General features: G+C 76.0%; 13 protein-coding genes and 1 tRNA gene. 9 read left to right on the top strand and 5 right to left on the bottom strand.

What is annotated here, in order from left to right; translation table 11 throughout:
* Nucleotide 1 precedes the first annotated feature (1 nt).
* The 4 genes from A3CO_RS39000 to A3CO_RS0110395 form a co-directional block, all read right to left on the bottom strand.
* Nucleotides 2-1,624 (bottom strand): serine/threonine-protein kinase, encoded by a 1,623-nt coding sequence (locus A3CO_RS39000; RefSeq protein WP_084681698.1) that lies wholly within the window; start codon nt 1,622-1,624, stop codon nt 2-4.
* A gap of 110 nt (nt 1,625-1,734) precedes the next feature.
* Nucleotides 1,735-2,445, bottom strand: coding sequence for a hypothetical protein (locus A3CO_RS0110405; RefSeq protein WP_157647381.1), 711 nt, complete (start codon nt 2,443-2,445; stop codon nt 1,735-1,737).
* A 317-nt stretch (nt 2,446-2,762) separates the two neighbouring features.
* On the bottom strand, nt 2,763-5,366 hold the full coding sequence (locus tag A3CO_RS31380; protein WP_157647379.1) for a helix-turn-helix transcriptional regulator: 2,604 nt from the start codon (nt 5,364-5,366) through the stop codon (nt 2,763-2,765).
* Nucleotides 5,363-7,963 (bottom strand): helix-turn-helix transcriptional regulator, encoded by a 2,601-nt coding sequence (locus tag A3CO_RS0110395; protein ID WP_018332183.1) that lies wholly within the window; start codon nt 7,961-7,963, stop codon nt 5,363-5,365. The genes A3CO_RS31380 and A3CO_RS0110395 overlap by 4 nt, the downstream gene beginning before the upstream one ends.
* A 117-nt stretch (nt 7,964-8,080) precedes the next feature.
* On the opposite strand from A3CO_RS0110395, the gene A3CO_RS0110390 reads away from it, so the two are divergent.
* Nucleotides 8,081-8,641: a TIGR03086 family metal-binding protein gene (locus tag A3CO_RS0110390; RefSeq protein WP_018332182.1), complete on the top strand. Its 561-nt coding sequence runs from the start codon at nt 8,081-8,083 to the stop codon at nt 8,639-8,641.
* 161 nt (nt 8,642-8,802) lie between these two features.
* Nucleotides 8,803-8,876: transfer RNA gene (locus tag A3CO_RS0110385), tRNA-Pro, on the top strand.
* Between the two features lie 53 nt (nt 8,877-8,929).
* On the opposite strand, the gene A3CO_RS35635 is transcribed toward A3CO_RS0110385, so the two are convergent.
* Nucleotides 8,930-9,376 (bottom strand): BLUF domain-containing protein, encoded by a 447-nt coding sequence (locus A3CO_RS35635; protein WP_018332181.1) that lies wholly within the window; start codon nt 9,374-9,376, stop codon nt 8,930-8,932.
* Nucleotides 9,377-9,671: 295 nt separating this feature from the next.
* Between A3CO_RS35635 and A3CO_RS38000 the strand changes: the two genes are divergently transcribed.
* From A3CO_RS38000 to A3CO_RS0110345, 7 genes are all read left to right on the top strand, one after another.
* Nucleotides 9,672-11,795 (top strand): protein kinase domain-containing protein, encoded by a 2,124-nt coding sequence (locus A3CO_RS38000; RefSeq protein WP_018332180.1) that lies wholly within the window; start codon nt 9,672-9,674, stop codon nt 11,793-11,795.
* The gene (locus A3CO_RS36710; protein WP_018332179.1) at nt 11,792-16,345 is read left to right on the top strand and encodes a Pls/PosA family non-ribosomal peptide synthetase; all 4,554 of its coding nucleotides are present in this window, start codon (nt 11,792-11,794) and stop codon (nt 16,343-16,345) included. Before A3CO_RS38000 ends, A3CO_RS36710 begins: the two co-directional genes overlap by 4 nt.
* Entirely contained in the window at nt 16,342-18,894 is a 2,553-nt protein-coding gene (locus A3CO_RS0110365; protein ID WP_018332178.1) for a non-ribosomal peptide synthetase, read from the top strand. Before A3CO_RS36710 ends, A3CO_RS0110365 begins: the two co-directional genes overlap by 4 nt.
* 17 nt (nt 18,895-18,911) lie before the next feature.
* Nucleotides 18,912-20,006, top strand: a complete 1,095-nt coding sequence (gene sbnB / locus A3CO_RS0110360; protein WP_033414244.1) for a 2,3-diaminopropionate biosynthesis protein SbnB — start codon at nt 18,912-18,914, stop codon at nt 20,004-20,006.
* Nucleotides 20,007-20,107: 101 nt separating this feature from the next.
* On the top strand, nt 20,108-21,385 hold the full coding sequence (gene sbnA, locus A3CO_RS31360) for a 2,3-diaminopropionate biosynthesis protein SbnA (protein ID WP_018332176.1): 1,278 nt from the start codon (nt 20,108-20,110) through the stop codon (nt 21,383-21,385).
* A 2-nt stretch (nt 21,386-21,387) separates the two neighbouring features.
* Nucleotides 21,388-22,359 (top strand): TauD/TfdA family dioxygenase, encoded by a 972-nt coding sequence (locus A3CO_RS0110350; RefSeq protein ID WP_026204470.1) that lies wholly within the window; start codon nt 21,388-21,390, stop codon nt 22,357-22,359.
* A 4-nt stretch (nt 22,360-22,363) separates the two neighbouring features.
* A complete protein-coding gene (locus A3CO_RS0110345) occupies nt 22,364-22,807 on the top strand; it encodes a Rieske (2Fe-2S) protein (protein WP_018332174.1) in 444 nt (147 codons plus the stop codon).
* Nucleotides 22,808-22,810 lie beyond the last annotated feature (3 nt).

Here is a 22,810-nt window from a genome sequence, read left to right as displayed (position 1 = left end):
GCTACCGCCTCGGGGTGTACGTCGCGTCCGTGGGGGACGGCCCTCCGCGGCGAGGCCGGTACGTGGCGGCCGGTGCGGGAACCGGGGTGCTGTCCCGACGACGGGTCGGGTGCTCCCGGACGACGGCCTCGGGGGCCCCGCGGGCGCGCCGGCGGGGGACGAACGTCGCCGCGGTCGCCGCGGGTACGCCCGGCGTGGACGCCGGGGGTGCGGGGGCGGTGGTCGTCGTCCGGGGACCGGGCGCGGGCGCCACGCCGCCGGCGGCGGCCCGGGCGGCCGCGACGAGTTCGGAGACGGAGCCGTACCGCTGCGCCGGATCCTTCGCCATCGCCGTGGCGACGACGTCGTCGAAGGCGGCCGGGATGCCCGACGTCGCGCTCGGGGCCGGCGGCGGCGAGGTGAGGTGGGCCTTCATCACGGCGGCGAACCCGACCACCGGGAACGGCCGCCGGCCGGTGAGCAACCCGTACAACAGGACCCCGACCGCGTAGACGTCCACGGCCGGACCGGTGCCGCTGTCGAAGACCTCGGGCGCCGTGTGGTCGAGGTCCGTGGCCGCCATGGTTCCCGGGGGCTCGTCGACGAGATCGACGGCACCGTCGTCGGCGATCCGGACGGCCGAGAGACGGACGTCGCCGCACGGGCGGCCCCGCCCGAGCTGGACCTGGACGACCCGGGCGAGGACGTCCACGGCCCGGGCCGGGGAGAGAGGCAGGACCGGGTCGTGGTCACGGGACTCCGTCGGGGCCGGGGGAGGTGCGGCGACCACCGTCGGTGCTTCCCGATCGTCGATCGGCAATGGGGCGGCGTCGCTGAGTGCTGGAGCGGCGTGATCGGGTGCCGGGGCGGCGGGGCCGGGCGCTGGGTTGGCGGGGTCGGGCGCCCGGGCAGCGTGGAGGACCGCAGACGGCACAGGGACCGGGGTGGCCTCGGGGCCCATCGCGACCCGTCGTCGGGAACGGAGGAGGCGCACCCGAGCGCGGACGCGTCGGGCGGGGACGAGGATCACCAGAAGGACGGCCACGACCAGGACCGTCAGCCAGGGTCGGGGGACGTGCTCGCGGGCGAGATCGCCGAGCCGGGAGTTCCACGCGACCACGAGGCACACCGCGGCGAGCAGCCCGACCAGCAGCAGCGCGGCCGGGATCGGCCCGCGGCGGCCCGGCGGGGCGAGGTCCTCGGCCCGGGAGCGCCCGGCGATCCCACCCGCGCGCGGCTGGTCGAAGAGCACCGCGACGTCGCCGACGTGGACGGTGGTGTGGTCGGCGAGGGCGGCCGGCTCGGACCGGACCTCCGTCTCGGCACCGTGCAGCGGGGTGACGGTGGTGCCGTTGAACGAGCCGTGGTCGACGACGCTGTACCCCGAGCCGGTCCGCGTGATCGTGGCGTGGTGCCGGGAGACGCTGCGGTCGTCGATCACCACGTCGTTGTCGACGTCCCGCCCGATCCTGGTGACGGCACCGGAGAGCTGGACGCGCTCCTCACGCATCCCGTGCGCGACGATCCGGAACACCAGCCAGGCGGCCGGGAACTCCACCCCGCTCGCGCCCCCGGGCGACGTCACGCATCGCGGGCAGGACGGCACGTCGCGCCGGGTGTGCGCGTGGCAGGAGCGGCACGACATGCGGATGATCGTCGACGGGTCCGACGTCCGCGTCTGCCGTAATGCACTACTGCATCACGCCTGCCCCCGGCTGCGGTGGATCACCGGTTCGAGGGCAGCCCGTCGGCTCCTCAGACGAAGCCGACGGAGAGGTTCACCAGGCGGAGTCCGGCGCTGGTGTGCTTGTTCTCGAGGGCGACGAAGTCGTCGTAGGGCTCCAGGTAGGCCCAGGCACACCCGTCGGAGCCCGTGCGCCAGATACCGGTGAGGCCCGCGATCGACGTGATCTGGACGAGCCGGAGGCCGGCGGCGTTCTGACGGGCGTCCTCGGCGGAGAACTCGGCGTCGCTCAGTCCGCGGCGGACCTGCTGCTCGCCGCCGCCGATGTCGGCCCGCCACACGCCGTAGTAGGCCTGCTGGTCGACGTCCTGCTGCATCGTGACCAGCCGCAGTCCCTCGGCGACGTGCTGATCGTCGGCGGCCATGAGCTCGTTGACGCTGTGGGTGCGGAGGACCTCCTGGCGCCCGGAGCCGGTGCGCCAGACCGCCGCGTGGTGGGTCGAGTCGACCCGCAGGCTCACGAGCCGGTTGCCCTCGCGCTGGCATTCGTCGTTGCGCTGCACGAAGTCCGGCCAGCTCAGGCCGTACCAGACGACCTGCCCGTCGGTGCCCGGGTGCCAGACGGCCGTGAAGCCGCCGTTGGTCTCGAGGTCGGTGATCCGCATGTTCCGGGCGAAGAGGTCGCGGTTCTTCGCGTCGAAATCGGCGGCCGAGAGCCCGGTCCACCAGGTCTCCTCGCCGCTACCCGTGCGCCACACCCCGTTGAGTCGCCTGTCAGCCATGTCCACGCCCCCGTGATCGTCGTCCCGACCGGGGCCAGCCTGCGGCGTTCGGGGCTGCCTCGTCAGCAGTAGCGAGCTACTGCACCCGACGAGGTCTCGGCCGCCGGAGGATCGGCTGCTCGCGCACGAGTCCCTCCACTGTCCGGCGCGCGGGTCGTCGGCGCGGGACGACGGCCCCGGTGTCCTGCTCGTCGTCCGTCGGGGACGTCCGACGGCTCTCGGCCACCACCTGCTGCCGTCGTGGTCCGGGTGTCGCCGCGTCGTCCGCCACGGGGCGCACTCTCGACGAGGTCCGTCGTCCTGTCTGCCGTAGTGGACTACTGCATCGACGCGGATCCGGCGACGGCGACCAGGTCGGTGCGGTCGGAGAGCCCGAGGCGTGAGCAGGCGCGGTAGATGTGCGACTCGACCGTGCGGACGGAGATCTGCAGGTGCCCGGCGATCTGGCGGTTGGTCAGCCCCTGACCGGCGAGCTGGGCGATCTCGCGTTCCCGGGTCGAGAGGACGACGGGACCGCCCGCCCCGGCGAGCGCGGGGGTGCGGAGGCCGCCGCAGTCCGCCGCGAGCGCCCGGGCCCGGCGCTCCGCCTCGGCCGCGGCCACGAGCCGGCTCCCGGCGCGGGCGAGCGCGGCGGCCTGCGCCGCGGCGTCGGCGGCCTCCGGACGCATGCCCGCCCGCTCGAGCCGTCCGGCGACCAGCAGCAGCCGTGACGCGTCGCCCGCCGCGAGGGCCTCCGCGTGCTCGACCGCCAGCCGGGAGCGGGGCGACCCGAGGACCTCGTCCAGCTGGCGGAGCCGCTCGGCCTGGTCGAGGTCGCCGAGGCGGACGCCGCTCTGCCGGGCGAACACCTCGGCCGCCCCGAGGCCGAGCGACCGGCAGCGGGCGGCGGCGCCCCGCGCCTGGTCGATCGCGGCCCGCGTCCTGCCCGCGGCGGCGTGGACCCAGGCCCCGGCGAGGTCGAGTTCGAACTCCATCATCAGGACCTGGGGATGCCGCCGTCCCTGCGCCGCGGTGAGTGCCGCGAGGGCCGCGTCGGGGTCGCCGAGCATCCCGTGGCACTGCGCGACCAGGGCGAGCAGCCAGGCCGCCCACCCGCCGCCGTGCCCGGGGAACATCGTGAGCACGCCCTCGAACGCGGGGATCGCCGCGCGGGGCGATCCGAAGACCGACGCGAGCCGGCCCTCGTAGAGCGCGACCCAGAGCGCGCCCTCGGCGCCGGGGAGCTGGCGGGCCCACGCGAGCCGGCGGTCGGCGGCGTCGGGCCGGCCCCGCAGGTGGGCGTCGATGATCTCGGCGAAGCCGATGTTGCCCGCGTAGTTGGCCATGACCCGGCCCCGGAGCGCGGCGTCGAGCCCGCGGTCGACGAGGTCGCCGGGCGGGTGGTCGTCGCCGGTCAGGGCGCGGGCGTACCCGAGGCCCCAGCTGGCGAGGACGACGTCGTCGTCGGTCGCCGCCGCGGCGAGGACCCGGCCGCCCCGCCACATCGCCTGCTCGACCTCCCCGCGGCAGGCGGCGATGACGCAGCGGATCCCGTCGAAGCGCGGGTCCTCGGGGGCGTCCGCGCCGGACGTCCGCCGCTCGGCCTTCCGCAGGACGTGCTCGCCGCCCTCCACCGCGTCGGGGCCCGACGCGCCGAAGTGGGCGACCAGGGTCCGCACGAGCACGGCCCGGGTCACCTCGTCCGGTCCGGACGCCTCCTCGACGGCGCCGGCCAGCACGGCGTCGGCCTCCTCGGCGCGCAGCATGTACACGAGGAGGGACGCGAGAGCGGTGCGGGCGTCGACGCCGCCGCCTGCCCCGACCGCGCCGCGCAGGAGCCGTTCGGCCAGCCCGAAGTCGCTCAGCCCCGACGCCTGCCGGGCCCCCGTGAGGAGCAGGTCGGGGTCGGGGCGGCGGCCGTTGTCCAGCGACAGCACCGCTCGCCGCAGGTCGTCACCGGGCCGGTTCGCGTCCGCGCGGGCGAGGGCGTCGGAGAGCTCCGCCCGGAGGCGGCGCGCCCGCGACACGCCGGTCCGGGCCCGGAGCACCTCGCCGTAGAGCGGGTGGGCCGGGCGGGCCTCCCAGCGGTGCCCGGTCTCCTCGATCGACACCAGCGTCCGCTGGGCGACCTCCTCCACGGCGTCGACCCCCGCCAGTTCCTCGAGCACGTCGAGGTCCAGCGGCTCGACGACGGCGAGGAGCTCGAGCACGCGGACCTGCTCGTCGGTCAGTCCGGCCAGCCGGGCCCCGACCAGGTCGGCGAGCACGGGGGACAGCGCGACCTCGCCGGTCCACATCCAGGTGCCGGCGTCGGCCCGGAGGTGCCCGGCCGCCCGCTCCCCGTCGACCAGGTGGCGCAGCCAGAGCAGGTTGCCGCCGGAGGTCTCGTGCAGCCGACGCGCGGTGATGGGCTCGACCGGGGCGCCCAGCGCGGTGGCGAGGGCCGCGACGGTCCGCTCCCGGTCGAGCGGACCGACGTCGAGCCGGACGGCCACGTCGTCCTTCCACAGCGCGGTGACCGCCTCCGGGGTCGGCTCGCCCGCGCGCACGGTGAGCACGAGCCGGACCCCACGCCCCACCAGCCGGCCGACCGCGGACGCCGACAGCTCGTCCAGCAGGTGGGCGTCGTCGACGAGCAGGACGTCGCGCCCGTCGCGCGGACCGAGGGCCCCGACCGCGAGCTGCAGGCCGGAGAGGTCGGCCGACACCTCGGGGACCAGGTCGAGCAGGGCACCCAGCGGCAGTTCCCGCGACGAGGCGGTGGCGCGCACGACGCCGAGCACGCGCGTCCGGCCGAGGTGTTCCAGCAGCTCGAACGCCAGGCGGCTCTTCCCGACGCCGGCCGCGCCCACCAGGACGACCGCGCCCCGGTCCTGCAGCGCGGACGCCGCCCGCGCGAGGTCCTCGTCCCGGCCGGTGAACGGCCACACCGTCGCGGTCACGGTGCCCGCCCGGCCGTGTCCGCGCGCGCGACGGCCGCGAGGGCGCTCCGGTCGGCGAGACCGAGCCGGGTGCACGCCCGGTAGACGTGCGACTCGACGGTGCGCACCGAGACGTGCAGCCGTTCCGCGATCTGCCGGTTGGTCAGGCCCTCGCCGGCGAGCAGCGCGATCTCGCGCTCCCGGTCGGAGAGGGGCACCGGCGCGTCGGCCGCGACGACGGCGGGGGTGCGGACGCCCTCACCGCCGGCCGCGAGAGCCCGCGCGCGCTGCTCGGCCTCGGCGGCGAGGACGAGCCGACGTCTCGCCCGGGCGAGGGTGGCCGCGCGGGCGGCGGCGTCGGCGGCCTCCAGGACCATCCCCGCGTCCTCGAGCCGCGCCGCGATCAGCAGGACGCGTTCCGGGTCCTCGGCGGACACGGCCTCGGCGTGCTCGCGCGCCAGATTCGACCGGGGCGTGCGGAGCCGGCGGTCGAGGTCAGCGAGCCGCCCTGCCTGCTCCCGGTCCCCGAGGCGGACGGCGGTCTGGCGCAGGAGGACCTCGGCGGCGGCGAGGCCGGTGTCCCGGCAGCGGGCGGCCCCCGTCCGGCAGGCGTCGACGGCCTCCTGCGTGCGCCCCGAGGCGGCCGCGGCCCAGGCCCGGGCGAGGTCGTACTCGAAGTCGACGATCGCGATGTGCGGGTGACGACGCCGCTCGGCCTCGGCGAGGGCGGCCCGGGCGGCGGCGCCGTCGCCGAGCGCGCCGTGGCCGCGGGCGATGAGCGCCGCGCTCCAGCCGCCCCACCCGCCGCCGTGACCCGGGAACGACGGCAGGGCGGACTCGAGCGCACGGATCGCCGCCCGCGGCCGTCCGCGGCTGAGGGCCATGCGGCCTTCGAAGAGGGCGGCGAACGACGACGCCTGGGGCCCGGTGAGGTCGTGGATCCAGTCGAGGCGGTGCTGGGCGCGGTCCGGGTCGCCCCGCAGGTCGGCGTCGAGCAGCTCCATGTAGCCGATGTTCGCGGTGACGGTCGCCGTGATGCCGTGGCGGGCGGCCTCGATGCCGCGCTGCACCATCGGCCGCAGGTCGTCGCCGGTGCCGGTCACGGCGTTCACGAGACCGAGCACGAAGACCGCGAGGGCGACGGCCTCGTCCGGGCGGCTCCCGTCGGCCAGGACGCCCTCGGCCAGGTCGCGGGCCTCGCGGACCCGGCCCGCCGAGCCGAGGAACAGGGCGCGCAGGGCGTCGTAGGCCGGGTCGGGGCGGCCGTCGTGGTGGGCGGCCTCGTCCCGGGCGACCAACGCCGGACCGGAGCGCGGCGGGTCGAGCTGGAAGTGGTGGGACAGGCCGCGCAGCATCACCGCCTGGTGACGCTCGACGTCGGTCATCCCGGCGTCGGTCGGGTCGACGACCGAATCGGCCTCGTCCACCCGCATCTGGTAGTCGAGCAGGTGCGCCAGGGCCAGCCGGGCCGTCATCCCGCCCCCGGCCGTGACGGCCGCGCGGAGCAGTCGCTCGGCGAGGACGAAGTCGCGCAGCCCCGACGCCTGCACCGAGGCCGCGACCAGCTCCTCGGGGTCGAGCGGGCGGTCGCTGCCGAGGTCGAGCACCGCGCGGCGGAGTCCGTCGCCGGCCCGTCGGCCGCCGGTGACCGCCAGCGCCTGGGAGAGCTCGCCCCGCACGCGACGGGTGCGCGGCACGCTCATGGTGGCGCGCACCGACTCGCCGTAGAGCGGGTGGGCGAGCCGGACCTCCCAGCGCGCCCCGTCGGGCGAGATCGTGATCAGCCCGCGCTCGGCGACGTCCTCGACCACGTCCTCCCCGACGAGGGCGCCGAGCATGCCCAGCCCGAGCGGTTCGGCCACCGCGAGCAGTTCCAGGACCCGTCGTTGTTGCCGGGTCAGCGTGCCGATCCGGGCGTCGAGGAGGTCGCGCAGCGCGGGGGAGAGGTCGACCTCCCCGGTCCAGACCCACGCCGAGCCCTGGCGGGACAGCCGACCGGCGGTGCGCTCGCCCTCGACGAGGTGGCGCAACCACAGGGCGTTGCCGCCCACGGTCTCGTGCAGCAGCCGCGCGGTCCGCGCCTCCAGGGGCCCACCGAGCACCGTCGTCAGGACCGCGGTGGACTGCTCGCGGGTGAAGGGCTCCAGGTCGATGCGCGGCGCCTCCCCGTCCTTCCACAGGGCCGTCACCGCGTCCGGCGTGGGCTCGCCGCTGCGCAGCGTGACGACGAGACGTGTCCGTCCGCCGCGCGCGAGCTGGTGGACCACCGTCGCCGAGGTGTCGTCGAGCAGGTGGGCGTCGTCCACCACGAGCAGGCCGCCCGGGACGGCGCCGAGCGCGTCGAGGGCCGCGCGGACGTGGTCGGCGTCGGGGACGGCCGCCTCGACCGCCGCCCGCGGGAGGACGTCCACGAGTGCCCCCAGCGGGATCTCCTGGGCGGAGGCCGTCGCCCGGACCGTCCCGACGACGGGTCCGGCGCTGCGCGCCGCCAGCTCCCGGGCGAGGCGGCTCTTCCCGACGCCCGCGGGCCCGCCCAGGATCACGGCCCCCTGCTCGTGCAGCGCGGCGGCCGCGGCGGCCAGCACGTCCTCGCGCTCGGTGAACGGCCACGTCTCCATGGTGTCGTCCGCCCCTCCCGGACCCGTTGATCGCGGCAAGTCTTGCTCATCACGCGCGGTTGTGGTGAAGACGTCGTGAACTGTGTTTGGCTACGGCCCCCGTCCTGGAGGTCCGCCGTGCACGATCTCGGCCCTGCCACCGCAGCCACGGCCCGCGTCGTCGCGCTGGTCACCGACGACGACCTCGACCGACCCACCCCCTGCACCGCGTGGCCCGTCCGGGACCTCGTCGAGCACCTCGCGGGCCTGGCCTGGCACTTCGCGGGCGTCGCGCGCGCCACCCCGCCCACGGCGCCGCCCCCGGCCTCGGACCTGCCCGACGGCTGGCGCGAGCTGCTCGCCGAGGAACTCGCCGAGCTCGCGGCGGCCTGGCGCACCGACGAGGCGTGGCAGGGCTCCGACGAGGCCGGCGGCGTGACGATGCCCCGCGCCGCGCTCGGGATCGTCGCCCTCGACGAGGTCGTGCTGCACGGCTGGGACCTCGCGGCCGCGCTGGAGGTCCCGTTCTCCGTGTCCGAGACCGACGTCGAGCTCTGCCTGCCCTTCGTCGAACAGGTCGCGGGCATGGACGGCGGCCCGTTCGCCCACCCCCGACCGGGCGCCGGCGAGTCGTCGGGCCTCGAGCGGCTGCTCCGCCTGTCCGGCCGCGACCCCGCCGCCGGCCCGCCGTCGCTGTAGGGCCGTCCCGACGGCGGGGGGGCCGGGCTGCATGTCAGCGGTGGCACACGGCTCACACCGATCGTCAGCAGCGCGCCACGCTCGCAGCGGGTGCCCCGTCGACCGGGCCCGGCGATCCCGTGCGGTAGTGTTCACGGCGCTGCAGCGGTCGGGCAGCGGTTCGGGACGTGGCGCAGCTTGGTAGCGCACTTGACTGGGGGTCAAGGGGTCGCAGGTTCAAATCCTGTCGTCCCGACAGAACCGCGAGGCCCGCTGACACTGGCGAGAAGCCAGGTCAGCGGGCTCTTCTCATGCTCCGACCGCGTCGCGCGCGTACTCCCGCATCGCGTCGAGCATCGTGTTCTGCACGGTGACCACGGGGCGCGGCGCGGCCGCGGCCACCTCCCGGTCCATCTCCACGGGGATGTCGGCCCCGTGGTCGTTGCCGACCCGCGCCATCGACCACCCGCCGAACACCCGCTCCCCGACGACGCCGGCGTCGAGCAGGGCGACGTGGTCGTGGCGGTGGTCGGCGTGGATCGTGGCGTAGAGGGTGCGGACCACCGACTCGTCGCCCTCGAGCACCTGGACGAACACGTCCTGCCAGATGAGCAGGGCGCCGGTGACGCCCAGGGCGTCGTTCTTCCAGCGCGCGACCTCGAAGATGTCCGCCAGGGCGGCGGCGCGGAGCTCGGGGAGGAGCCGCACACTGCTGCGGTAGACCAGGTGGAACACGGGGTCGGCGGTGTCGTCCATGCGCTTCGTGTCCTCCGCGGTGCGGGCCCGGGTCCTTCGTCGGCCACACCGGCGGCGTGTCGTGACCACGAGCACACCACAGCCGCCTCAGGGGCGCCATGTCGACCACGGGGCCTGGGCGCGGACCCGAGCCGTCTCACGAGCCACCGCCACCGGGTCACGCCGTGAAGATCGACTTCCGGTCATCCACCAACGGCCCATCGGCACCGCTATCACCCGAATGGTGGGTCTCAGCGCGTACGCTGTGCAACACTATGGCCCGTGCCACTGGTGTCCATGCACCCGGGGGTGACGGATGGAGCGGATCGGGCAGTACGAGCTCCTCGCGCTCGTCGGCGAGGGGGGCATGGGGGAGGTCTGGCGCGCCCGGGATCTCCGGCACGGCCGTGACGTCGCCCTCAAACTGCTGCCCGCCGCCCTGAGCGACAACGCCGAGTACCAGAAGCGGTTCCGCCTGGAGTCCGACCTCGTCGCCCGCCTGCGGGAGCCGCACCTGATCCCGATCCACGACCACGGCGAGATCGACGGCCGCCTGTTCCTCGACATGCGGCTGGTGGAGGGCCGCAGCCTGCAGGACGTGCTCCGCGACGAGGGCCCGCTCTCCCCGGCGCGGACGGTCGCCCTCGTCGCCCAGATCGCCGAGGCCCTCGACGCCGCCCACGCGGACGGTCTCGTGCACCGTGACGTCAAACCGTCCAACGTCCTCGTGACGCCGAGCGACTTCGTCTACGTCGTGGACTTCGGCCTGGCCTTCTCGGTCGGCACCCCGCGCCCGCAGCTCACTCAGACCGGCGTCGCCCTCGGGACGCTCGAGTACATGGCGCCGGAGCGGTTCTCGCGACGCCCGGTCGACGCCCGGACCGACGTCTACTCCCTGGCCTGCGTCCTGTTCGAGTGCCTGACGAAGCAGAAGCCCTTCCCCGGCGACTTCCCGACCCAGATGTACGGGCACCTCAACGTCGACCCCCCGCGGTGCAGCGAGGCCCGCCCCGGCGTGCCGGCGGCGTTCGACGCGGTCGTGGCCCAAGGGATGGCCAAGGACCCCGACGAACGGTTCCCGACGGCGGGTGCGCTGGCCGCCGCGGCCCGTGCGGCACTGCGGGGTGCGGCGACGAGGACGCGCGCTCCCGCGGCGCCCGACGCCCCGACGGTGGCGCGCCCGGCCGAGGGCGCAGCACCGCGGCCCGACCGCCCCGCCGTCACCGCGGTGACCACCGCGCTCGCCCCCGGGCACCGGCCGCTCCCGTCCCGCGCCCGGGAGGCGGCGGTCGCCCTGGCACCGGCCACCGACCGGCCGCGGAGCAGGCCGCACCTCCCGGGCCGGGGTCGCGACCCGCACCCGTCCGGCCCGACACCGGGCGCGCCCCTCCCGGACCTGCGCGACGACCCGCCCCGTCGACACCACGGCCGCTGGTGGGCGGTGGCCGCCGTCGCGGTGCTCCTCGGGATCGGGGCGCTCCTCCTGACGCTGCTGCCCGCGGCGCCGCCGCCCCGGCCGGCCCCCGTCACGAGCAGCCCCACGCCGACCGTGGCGGGCACCGTCCCGGTCGGGGTGGCGCCCGTCGCGATGCAGGTCGCCCCCGACGGACGCTTCGCCTACGTGGCCGACCGCGACGCGGGCGTGGTCACCGTCTTTGACGTCGCCGGCGGCGTCGCCCGCGGGACGATCCCGGTCCCCGGGCACCCGCAGGCCGTCGCCTTCGCGCCCGACGGCCGGCGCGCCTACGTGGCCCTGGCCACCGACACCGCCGGCGAGGTCGCCGTCGTCGACACCGCGACCGGCGCCGTGGTCGCCCGGATCCCCACGGACTCGCCGCCGCGCGCCCTCGCCGTCGCCCCCGACGGCAGCCGGGTGTACGCCTCCGCCCCGGACCCCTCCGCCGTCGTCGTGATCGACCCGGCACAGAACGCGGTCGTCGACCGGATCCCCGTCGCCCCCAGCCCCCACGGCCTCGCCGTCTCGCCCGACGGCCGCCGCCTCGCCGTCGCCGACCACGACGCGGACCTGGTCACCGTGCTCGACCTGGCGACCGGCACCGCGCCGGTGACGGTGCCGGTCGGCGGCGGGCCGCACGCCGTCGCCTGGGACCCCGTCCGCCCGCTGCTGTTCGTCACCGCCTTCACCGGCAACGGGGTGTCGGTCGTCGACGTCGCGGCGGCCCGGGTGGCCGCCACCGTCCCGACCGCGGTGCACCCGCAGGACGTGGCGACGAGCGCCGACGGCCGGCACGCCTACGTGGCCGCGATCGACGCCAACGTGGTGCAGGTCCTCGACACCACGACGTCGACGATCACCGCAACGGTCCCGACCGGCCGCGCGCCGAGCAGCGTCGCCGTCACCCCGGACGGCGGCCGGGCCTACGTGACCGACCTGCTCGACGGGACCCTCACCGTGCTGGACACGGCGGCCGCCCGATGACGGGGACGGCGGTCGGCCGCACGCGCACGGCGCGATCCGGTGCGGCGGGGCCACGGCACGCGACCCGCGAGCAGGACCCCGAACCGGACACCGTGTCCCACGACGCCCGGCAGTGGCGCGAGCCCCGCCTCGACCGGCTGGTGGAGCGCCGGTTCGACGAGTTCCGGCGCGTGGGCCGGGCGCACCACCGGGCGCTGGAGGTCGGCGGGTCGACCGTCGGGTCGCTGTCCTACGTGGAGCTCGAGACCGGCGCCGCCCGCCTCGCCCGCTACCTGCGGCGGCGGCGGTTCGCCGCGGGGGACCGGGTCGCGGTGCTGCTCGAGCGGCCCGCTGACGCCCTCATCGCCCAGCTCGCGATCACGCAGATCGGCGCGGTGTGGGTGCCGCTGGACCACGCGCTGCCCGACCGTGCCCTCGCCGCCGTCGTCCACGCCGCCGGGGCGGGCATCGTCCTGACCACCGCCGAGCACGCGCCCCGGCTCCGGGCCACCGACGTCGACGCCGTCTACCTCGACCGGGTCGCCGCCGCGGTGGACGCCGAGGCGACGCACCGGCTGACGGCGGCCGAGCGGGGGACGGTCGGGGACGCCCCCGCGTACGTCGTCGTGCACGCCGAGGGGGTCGAGGGCGGCCCCGGCCTGCGCGCCGTCGCGGTCGACCACGCGGCCGCGACCCACGTCGTCCGCACCGTCGCCGACCTGCTGGACCTGCGGCCGACCGACCGGGTGCACCACGACCCGCGGTCCGGGTCGGACCGGGCCGTGCTCGAGACGTGGGTGGCCTGGTCCTGCGGCGCCACCGTCGTCACCCCGGCGCCGGGGGAGCACCTGCGCGGCCCCGCCCTCGGTGCGTTCCTGCGGACGACGGGCACCACCGTGCTCCTCGCCGACGCCGCGACCCTGCGGGGGATCGAGGACGCGCTGCCCGACCTGCGCCTCCTCGTGCTCCTCGGACCCGACCGGCCCGCCGACCTCGTCGCCCGCTGGCAGGCCCCGGGCCGGCGGCTGGTCGGCCTGCACGGCGCCCCCGAGACCGGCGTCGTCGCGCTCGCGACCGAGCTGTCCCGGCACGCCCGGCCCACCCTGGGGCGACCGCTACCCGGACGCGACGTCGTCGTCCTCGACCCCGCCGACCCCCGGCGCGCCCTGCCACCGGGTCGGATCGGCGAGATCGGTGTCACCGGGGCCGGCGTCGCCGGCGGGTACGTGGGCCGCACCGACCTCACCGACGAGGTCTTCGTCCCGATCCCCGGCCAGCCGTCCCGGCGGACCGTCCGGACCGGCGACCTCGGCCGGCTCACCGCCGACCGGGAGGTCGAGTGGACCGGGCGCGTCGAGGGGGCGGGGGGCCGGGGCCTGCGGGTGCGGCCGGTCGGCGCCGCAGCGCCCACGCTGCGGCACTCCGGCGCCCCGGGCCGGACCGCGGTGCTCCCGCTGCCCGCCGACCCGGCCCGGACCCCGCCGCGCCGGCAGACCCGGCCCGGGACCCGGCCCGACGCCGGGAAGAGGAGCCGGCCCGAGGTCGAGGGCCTCGACGCCCCGACGGTGGCGCAGCGGCTCACCCCCGACGACACGGTCGCCGTACCGACCGTCGCGCTCCGCCCGACCGCCCTCGCCGGCGCAGCCGCCCTCGCCGGCGCAGCCGCCCGGCCGGATGCCGCCGCCGACGTCCGTGCGGCCCTCCGGACGATCCTGGCCGAGGTCCTCGACCGCGCCGACGTGTCCGACGACGCGGACTTCTTCGCCGACCTCGGCGCGGACTCCCTCCTGATGGCGCGCTTCTGCGCCCGGATCCGCAAGCACCCCGACCTGCCGTCGGCGGCCATGCAGGACATCTACCAGCACCCGACGCTGGCCGGGCTCGCCGATGCCCTCGCGCCCGCCCCGCAGGCACCGGACGTCGCGGGCGCGGCACGCCTCCGCGCGGCGCTCGCGACGATCCTCGCCGACGTCCTGGGGCGCAGCGAGGTGCCCGCCGACGCGGACTTCTTCCGCGATCTCGGCGCGGACTCGCTGCTCATGGCGCGGTTCTGCGCCCGGCTGCGCAAGGAACCCGACCTGCCCTCGATCGGGATGCCGGACGTCTACCGCACCCCGACCCTCGTCGGGCTGGTCGCGGCGGCGGCGGGGTCGGAGGCCGCCGAGCCCGCCGCGGCCGACCCGGTCGAGGCCGACACCGGCACGGACACCGCGGGCGCGGACCCCGATCGCCCGCGCGCCGGGACCGCCGCCTTCGTGCTCTGCGGCGTCGCCCAGCTCCTCTGCTTCCTCGTCTACAGCTACCTGGCCGCCGTGCTGCTGACCTGGGCGGCGACGTGGGTGACCGCGCCGGGCGGGCTCCTGCTCACCTACGGCCGCTCGGTGCTCTCGGGCGCGGCGGGCCTGGCGGTCGGGATCGCCGTCCCGATCGTCGCCAAATGGGTGCTCGTCGGCCGGTGGCGACCGGGGTCGGTGGCGGTGTGGAGCCCGGCCTACCTGCGCTTCTGGGTGGTCAAGACGCTCGTCCGGACGAGCCCCGTGCAGCTGTTCACCGGCACGCCGCTGCAGACGCTCTACCTGCGGGCGCTCGGCGCGCGGATCGGGCGCGGCGTCGTGGTCCTCACCCCGCAGCTCCCGGTCTGCACCGACCTGTTCAGCGCGGGCGACGGGGCGCTGATCCGCAAGGACGCGGTCGTGGCGTGCTACCGCGCGCACGACGGGCGGGTCGAGATCGGCGGGGTCAGCCTCGGGGCTGGGGTGGTGATCGGCGAGTCGACGGTCCTCGACGTCCGGACGGCCATGGGCGACGGGGCGTCCCTCGCGCACAGCTCGTCGCTGCACGCCGGCCAGTCGGTGCCGGCCGGGGAGAACTGGCACGGGTCACCCGCCCGGCGCGCCGACGCCCCGATGCCGCCCGTGCCGCCGGCCGCCGGGAGGGCGCCGCGCCGCACGCTCTACTCGCTCGGCGTGCTCGTGCTGGTGATCGGGCTGGTGCTCCCGGCCGGCCTGCTGGCCTTCGCCGTCCTGCGGACCCGGTTGCCGCAGTTCGCGGCGCTGTTCGAGCCGCCCGCCGGCGCGCTCCTCGACCCGTACTTCTACCTGCAGACGCTCGCCCTGTCCGGGGGGCTCTACCTCGGGGCGATCGTCCTGGGTCTGCTCGTCGTGACGACGCTGCCGCGGCTGCTGGCCCTCGGGCTGCGCCCCGACACGGTCTACCCGCTCTTCGGCGTGCGGTACTGGCTGCATCGCGCAATCGGCACCCTCACCAACGTGACCCCGTTCGTCGAGCTCTTCGGGGACAGCTCCGCGATCGCCCACTACCTCGTGCTCCTCGGCTACCGGCTGCGCCCGCTGCAGCAGACCGGGTCGAACTTCGGGATGGCCGTCAAGCACGAGAACCCGTTCCTCACCTCCGTCGGCGCCGGCACGGTGGTGGCGGACAACCTCTCGGTGATGAACGCCGAGTACTCGGCGACGTCCTTCCGCGTCAGCGCGACGCGGATCGGGGCGAACAACTTCCTCGGCAACCGCATCGCCTACCCGCCGCAGGGCCGCACCGGCGACGACTGCCTGCTCGCGACGAAGGTCCAGATCCCGCAGCACGGCCCGATCCGGCAGGGCGTGGGCCTGCTCGGCTCGCCCAGCTTCGAGATCCCGCGCATGGTCGCCCGCGACAGCGACCTCGAGGTCACCGACCCCGCCGAACTGGCCCGGGCGCTGCGCCGCAAGAACCGGCACAACGCCCTCTCGATGGCGCTGCACCTGCTCGTGCGCTGGCTCTACACCTTCCTGCTGCTCGTCGCCGTCGCGGCCGTCGGGTCCATCCCGGCCAAGGTGGGTGCCGTCGCCGTGGTGATCGGCGAGGTGCTCGGCCTGCTGCTCCTCGCCGGGTGGTACGCGCTGGTGGAGCGCTGCGTCCGGCCGCTGATGGCCCGGGCCCCGGACGGCTGCTCGATCTACGACCCGGCGTTCTGGCGCCACGAGCGCTACTGGAAGGTCCCCGCCCCGGACTGGGTGCAGGTCGCCAACGGCACCCCGTTCAAGCCCTGGATCTGGCGCCTCCTCGGCGTCCACGTGGGTCGGCGGGTGTTCGACGACGGGGCGGTGCTCACCGAGAAGTCCTTCACCACGATCGGCGACGACGCGACGCTCGGCGAGGGCACGGTCGTGCAGTGCCACTCCCAGGAGGACGGCGGGTTCAAGTCCGACCACGTCGTCCTCGGCGCCCGCACCACGCTCGGCGTCGGGTCGTTCGTCCACTACGGCACCACCCTCGGCGACGGGGCGGTCCTCGGCCCGGATACGTTCCTCATGAAGGGCGAGGAGGTCCCGGCGGGGGAGCACTGGAGCGGCAACCCCGCCCGGGCGACCCGACGGGCCCCCGCCCGCCCCGCCCGCCCCGCCCGTCCCACGGCGCCCGACCCCGATCCCGGCCCGGTGCCCGCCGCGCGGGCCCCCGCGCCGCCGCCCGCCCTGCCCGCCGGCCGCGGCCCGGCCGTCATCCCCGGAGCACGCGTCGGTCGGGCCGACGTCCCCGGGACCCGAGCGAGAGAGGACCGACGGCTGCGATGACCACCGTCCAGGACACCCATCCCACCGTCCGCGTCGACCGGCGCGCCGTGATCGCCAGCGGCGCGACCCCGCTCCCGCGCTGGGCGCCCGGGTCGGGCGCGCCGGAGCCGGCCACCGGCACCCACGTCGTACCGGTGCCCGCCGACCTGGCGGCGGTCCTCCGGCGGGTCGCGGCCGACCACGGCGTCGGGCCGGAGGTCGTCGTCCTCGCCGCGCACGCGCGGGTCGTCGCGGCGCTCACCGGCGAGCCGGAGACCCTGACCGCGCTCGCCGCCGGGCCGGGTCACGCGCCCCGCCCGTGCCGTGTCGACACCGCGGTCGCCACCGGGTCCGCCCTCGTCGCGACGGCGGCCATCGCCGCCACCGACGCCCTCGGGGGTGACCCCGACGCCATCGACCGCGAGCTGGCCGCCCTGCGCGCCGACCCCGCCGTCGGGCCGTGGCCGTCGACGGTCCTCGAGACGATCGCGACCGAGGACCCCGGGCCGGCGGCCCTGCCGGACGCGGACACCGTGCTGCGCGTGGTCTGGAGCGCCGACGCCGTGCGGGTCGACCACCGCACCGACGTCCTCGACGCCGGCGCCGCGGAACGGATCGCGGGCTACCACCTCACCGCCCTGCGCCTGCTCGCCGCGGACCCCGCCGCGGACCCGGCCCACGGCTGCCTCCTCTCGCCCGAGGAGCTGTCGTTCCAGGTCGACGGCCTGGCGGGCCCGACCCGGACCCTGCCCGACCGGCGCCCGCACGACCTCGTGCGCGACCGCGCGGCCGCCGCGCCCGACGCCGTCGCCGTGATGCGGGGCGACGAGGCCTGGACCTACCGCGAGCTCGACGAGCGCTCCGACGCGATCGCGCGTGCCCTGCTCGCGCGGGGCCTCGGCGCCGAGGACGTCGTCGCCGTGGTCGCCGAGCGCACCCTCGGCTGGGCGGCCGCCGTGCTCGGCATCCTCAAGTCCGGCGGCGCCTACCTGCCGCTCGAACCGCACTTCCCGGCCGAGCGCATCGCGACCGTGCTCAGCCGCGCGGGCGCCCGGTTCGTGCTGACCGAGCCGGGCGCGACGACCACCCTCGACGAGGCCCTCGCCGGTCTCGGCGCGGACGCACCGACGCGGCTGCTCGTGGCGGACACCTGGACCGAGGACCACGCCGACGTCGACCCGCACGTCGAGGTCGGACCGGACCGGCTCGCCTACCTCTACTTCACCTCGGGCTCGACGGGGGAGCCCAAGGGCGCCATGTGCGAGCACGCCGGGATGCTCAACCACCTGCTCGCGAAGATCGCCGACATGGGGATCACCGAGGAGTCGGTGGTCGCCCAGACCGCGCCGCAGTGCTTCGACATCTCGCTCTGGCAGCTCGTCGCGGGCTGGCTCGTCGGCGCGACGACGGTGCTGGTCGAGCAGGAGGTCGTCCTCGACGTGCCCCGCTTCGTCGAGCTGCTCGTCCGGCGCCGGGTGACCGTCGCGCAGCTCGTGCCGTCCTACCTCGACGTCGTCGTCTCGTTCCTCGAGCAGCAACCCGTGCCCCTGCCCGACCTGCACCGCGTGGCCGTGACCGGCGAGGCGGTGAAGAAGGAGCTCGTCGCCCGCTGGTTCGCGGTGCTCCCGGACGTGCCGCTGGTCAACGCCTACGGGCTGACCGAGACCAGCGACGACACCAACCACATGGTCCTGCACGGGGTCCCCGACCACGAGCGCGTCCCGCTCGGCCCCGCCGTGGCGAACGTGTGGATCTACGTCGTCGACCCGCTGCTGCAACCGGTCCCGCTCGGCGCGCCCGGGGAGATCGTGTTCTCCGGCGTGTGCGTGGGGCGCGGCTACGTCAACGACCCGGAGCGCACCCGGGCGGCGTTCGTCCCCGACCCGCTGCGCCCCGGAGAGCGGCTCTACCGCAGCGGCGACCACGGGCGCTGGCTGCCCGACGGCACGCTCGACTTCCTCGGCCGCCGCGACCACCAGGTCAAGATCTCGGGCTTCCGCATCGAGATCGGCGAGATCGAGAACACGCTGCTCCGGGCGCCCGGCGTCCGCGACGCCGCCGTCGTCGTGAGCGAGCGGCCGGGCCGCGGCAAGCAGCTCGTCGGCTTCTACGGCGCGGCCGCCGCGCTTCCCGACGACGAGCTCCGCGGCCTGCTGGCGGCCTCCCTGCCGCACTACATGGTGCCGCCGGTGCTGCACCACCGGCCGGCCCTGCCCACGACGGCGAACGGGAAGATCGACCGCAAGGTGCTCACGGCGCTCGCCCTCGAGCTCGACGGACCGACGGAACCCGTCGCGGACACCGCGCCGCTGTCCCCGACCGAGCGGCGGCTGGCCGCGATCTGGGCGCCGCTGCTCGGCGTCGACGAGGGCGCGATCACCCGCGACACCCACTTCTTCGAGCGCGGCGGCTCGTCGCTGCTCGCCGTGAAGATGGCCGTCCGCCTCCAGAAGGCGGTCAGCCTCCCCGAGATCGGCCGGCACCCGGTCCTCGCCGACCTGGCCGCGCTCCTCGACGAGCGCAGCGCCACCGCCGCCACCGCCGCCACCGACCCCGACCCGGCCCCGTGACCGCCCAGGAGGCGACCATGTCCACCGCCGCTGCCCTCGACGCGGTCCCGTCCGCGACCGACGGGGTGCCCGCCTTCGCCGTCATCCCCGGAGCCCAGGTGGCGCAGGCCCTTGAGGGACGCGAACGCGAGATCGTCGACGTCGTCGCCCGGACCTACCGCATGCACGGCGCCGGCGAGACCGGCAACCCGCCGTCGTACTTCCTGCGCTTCCCCGACAAGCCGAACTCCCGGATCATCGCGCTGCCCGCCTCGGTCGGCGGCGACGTCGGGGTCGACGGCATCAAGTGGGTCTCCAGCTTCCCCGACAACGTGGCGGCGGGGCTGCCGCGCGCCTCGGCGGTGCTGATCCTCAACGACCACCGCACCGGCTACCCGTTCGCCTGCCTTGAGGCCTCGATCATCAACGCCGTCCGCACCTCGGCCTCCGCCGCGCTCGCCGCCGACCAGCTCACGAAGGGGCGCACCCGGCCGCGCCGGGTCGGCTTCTTCGGGGTCGGGCTCATCGCGCGCTACCTGCACACCTACCTCGCCGCGACCGGGTGGACGTTCGACGAGGTCGGGGTGTTCGACCTGAACCCGGAGAGCGCCGCCGGGTTCCGCGGCTACCTCGAGCGGCACGACGCCGCGACGACCGTGCGGATCCACGAGGACGCGGAGTCCCTCGTCCGGTCCAGCGACCTCCTCGTGTTCGCGACCGTCGCCGGCGAACCGCACGTCCACGACCCGGCATGGTTCGCCCACCACCCGCTCGTCCTGCACGTCTCGCTGCGTGACCTCTCACCGGAGATCGTGCTCGGCGCGACGAACGTCGTCGACGACGTCGACCACTGCCTGCGGGCGAACACCTCGCTGCACCTGGCCGAGCAGCAGGTGGGGAACCGCGACTTCGTCCACGGCACGCTCGACGACGTCATGGCGGGCCGGGTGAGCCCGGTTTCCGACCGTACGACCGTATTCTCGCCGTTCGGCCTCGGCATTCTCGATCTCGCCGTGGGAAAGGCCGTGTACGACGAGATCGGGCGCGCCGGCGGACTGCAGGTGATCGACGGTTTCTTCCACGAGCTGCAGCGCTACGGGCAGGGTCCGCAGCAAGATTCGACTGGTCGGTGACCGAACGTGACCGGGTGGGACGAAATTCGCTGAAAAGTTCCTGTGAATCCCACTGATGCGCCATGCTGTGCGCCCGACAACCGTTCGAGGGGGTGGTGGGAGTGACGACGGCCGAGCAGGACGACGCCGCGCCGACGACGCGGATCCAGCTGCACGGGCTCGACGCGGCGACGGTCGCCGTCGCACCCGGGACGACGGTGCGGGTGTCCTACCTCGATGACGGTCGGGCCACCCTCGTGGGGCCGGACGGGCGACGGACGGGGCCGATGCCCGGGCCGGTCCGTGACGGACGGTCCTCGGCGGGGTCACCCGTTCCGCGGCCGACGCACCCGGGCCCCCGGCACGTGCCCCCGCCGAACATCGTGTCCTCCCCGCAGCAGTTCAACACCCACGATCTGTTCGTCGACATGCGTCCGATCGTCGACCAGAAGCTGTTCTGCAAGGTCGAGGGGATGAACTTCGCGGGGTCGGTGAAACTGAAGGCGGCCGCCGCGATGGTCGAGGCCGCCGAGGCGGCGGGTCAGCTGAACCCGTGGTCGATCATCGTGGAGTCGTCGTCGGGCAATCTCGGCGTCGCGCTGGCGATGGTCAGCGCGAATCGCGGCTACCGCTTCATCTGCGTCACCGACGATCGGTGCAATCCGCAGACCCGCCGGCTCATGGAGACCTACGGCGCGGAGGTCCACGTCGTCTCCGTGCCGAACCCGGTCACCGGTCTGCTCGGCGCGCGCCTCGACCACCTCCGGGCCCTGTGCGAGCGGGACCCCGACACCGTCTGGCTGAACCAGTACGAGAACCCGGCGAACGCCGGAGCCCACTACGCGACCACGGCGCCGTCGATCGCCCGGGCCATCCCCGGGATCGAGGTGCTGCTGGTCGGGGCCGGGACCTGCGGCACCCTCATGGGCAACGCCCGCTGGTTCAAGCAGCACCGCCCCGACGTCCGGGTCGTCGCCATCGACGTCGAGGGCTCGGTGAGCTTCGGCGGCCCGGCGTCCCCCCGCCACATCCCCGGGCTGGGCATGGGCATGACGCCCCCGGCGCTCGACCGCTCGCTCATCGACGACGTGGTGATCGTCCCGGAGGTCGAGACGGTCCGGATGTGCCAGCGCCTGGCGATGCGCGGGTTCCTCTTCGGCGGGTCCACCGGCACGGTCGTCGCCGGCGCCGCCCGCTGGCTCGCCCGCCACGCCCACCCCGGCACCACCGCGGTCACCATCGCGCCCGACCAGGGCGAGCGCTACCTCGACACCGTCTACGCGCCCGAGTGGCGCGAGCAGCACTACGGCCCCGCCGGCGACCTCTCCCGCTCGCACCGCCTGCCCGCCCCGACCGCGGGGCCGCCCGCCGTGCCCACACCCCCGACGTCGGAGGAGTGACCATGTCCGCGACCCTGGGGCCCCCGGCCCTGAACCTGGACCTGCAGGCCGGCCGTCCCCCGGTCCTGCGGGCCGACGCCGGGCCCGACCCCGTGGGGTGGACCGCGCACCACCGCACCGACGTCCGGCAGATCCTGGCCCGCTACGGCTCGGTGCTGATCCGCGGTCTCGGGCTGCGTGATCAGGCGGGTACCGCGGCCGTCATGGCGCGGCTGACGTCGACCGGGCTCCTGCCCGAGCGGGAGCCGTTCGCGCCGCGGACGCAGCTCGGACAGGGCCTGCAGTCCGCGACGCCGTGGCCCGCGAGCCAGCAGATGTGCCTGCACAACGAGCTGAGCTACGTGCCCGACCCGCCGTCGTTCCTGTTCTTCGCCTGCCTCGCGCCCGCCGCGAGCGGCGGTGCGACGCCGGTCGGCGACGGCGCCGCGGTGCTGGCGGCCCTGCCGCGCGAGCTGGTCGCCCGGTTCGAGCGGGAGGGCTGGCTGCTCGTCCGTCACTACAACGACGACATCGGCGCCTCCTGGTCGGAGGCGTTCGGCACCGGCGACCGGGGCGCCGTGGAGCAGTACTGCCGCGCGAACGGCATCGAGTTCAGCTGGGATGCCGACGGCGGGCTGCGCACCCGGCAGCGCCGCCGGGCGGTGGTCCGGCACCCGGTCGACGGCCGCCCCTGCTGGTTCAACCAGGTGGCCTTCCTCAGCGAGTGGGCGCTCGACCCCGACGTCCGCGAGTACCTCCAGGAGTCCTACGGCCCGGACGGCCTGCCCTTCACCACCCGGTTCGGCAACGGCGACCCGATCGGCGAGGACGTCGTGGACCTCGTCAACGAGGCCTACACCGCGCACACGCTGCGGGAACCGTGGCAGGCGGGGGACCTGCTGGTCGTCGACAACATCCGCACGGCCCACGGCCGGGAGCCCTACGAGGGCGACCGAACCGTCGTCGTCGGGATGTCCGACCCCGTCCGCCTCTGACGTCATGGCCGCCACGGGTGTCGTCCGCCGCGACCGCCGGGCGGTCCTGCTCGGCGGCGCCGCCCTGGTGGCGGCCGGGTGCGGGACCCCCGCCCGGCCGGCCCCGGACGACGGCGGCTTCGCCCCCGGCGCCCCGCTCCCCGGTGGGGCGGGCGGCGGACCGGGCACCGTGGTCGGTCCGGCCACCGCGGTCCCGGTCGGGGGCGGCGTCGTCGACCCGCGCCTCGCCGTCGTCGTGACCCGCCCGACCGACACGACCTACCGCGGCTTCTCGGCGGTCTGCCCCCACGACGGCTGCCTCGTCAGCGAGGTGGTCGCCGCGACGATCGTCTGCCCGTGCCACGGCAGCCGCTTCTCCCTCGACGGCGCAGTCGTCCGCGGCCCGGCCGCGACCGCCCTCGCCGCCCGCCCCGTCCGCGTCGACGGCGACCGCGTCGTCCTCGCCTGACAG

The sequence above is a fragment of the Actinomycetospora chiangmaiensis DSM 45062 genome (assembly GCF_000379625.1).
GTDB lineage: Bacteria > Actinomycetota > Actinomycetes > Mycobacteriales > Pseudonocardiaceae > Actinomycetospora > Actinomycetospora chiangmaiensis.
Note: the sequence above shows the minus strand (reverse complement) of the source record. Positions and strands in the feature narration are given on the sequence as shown.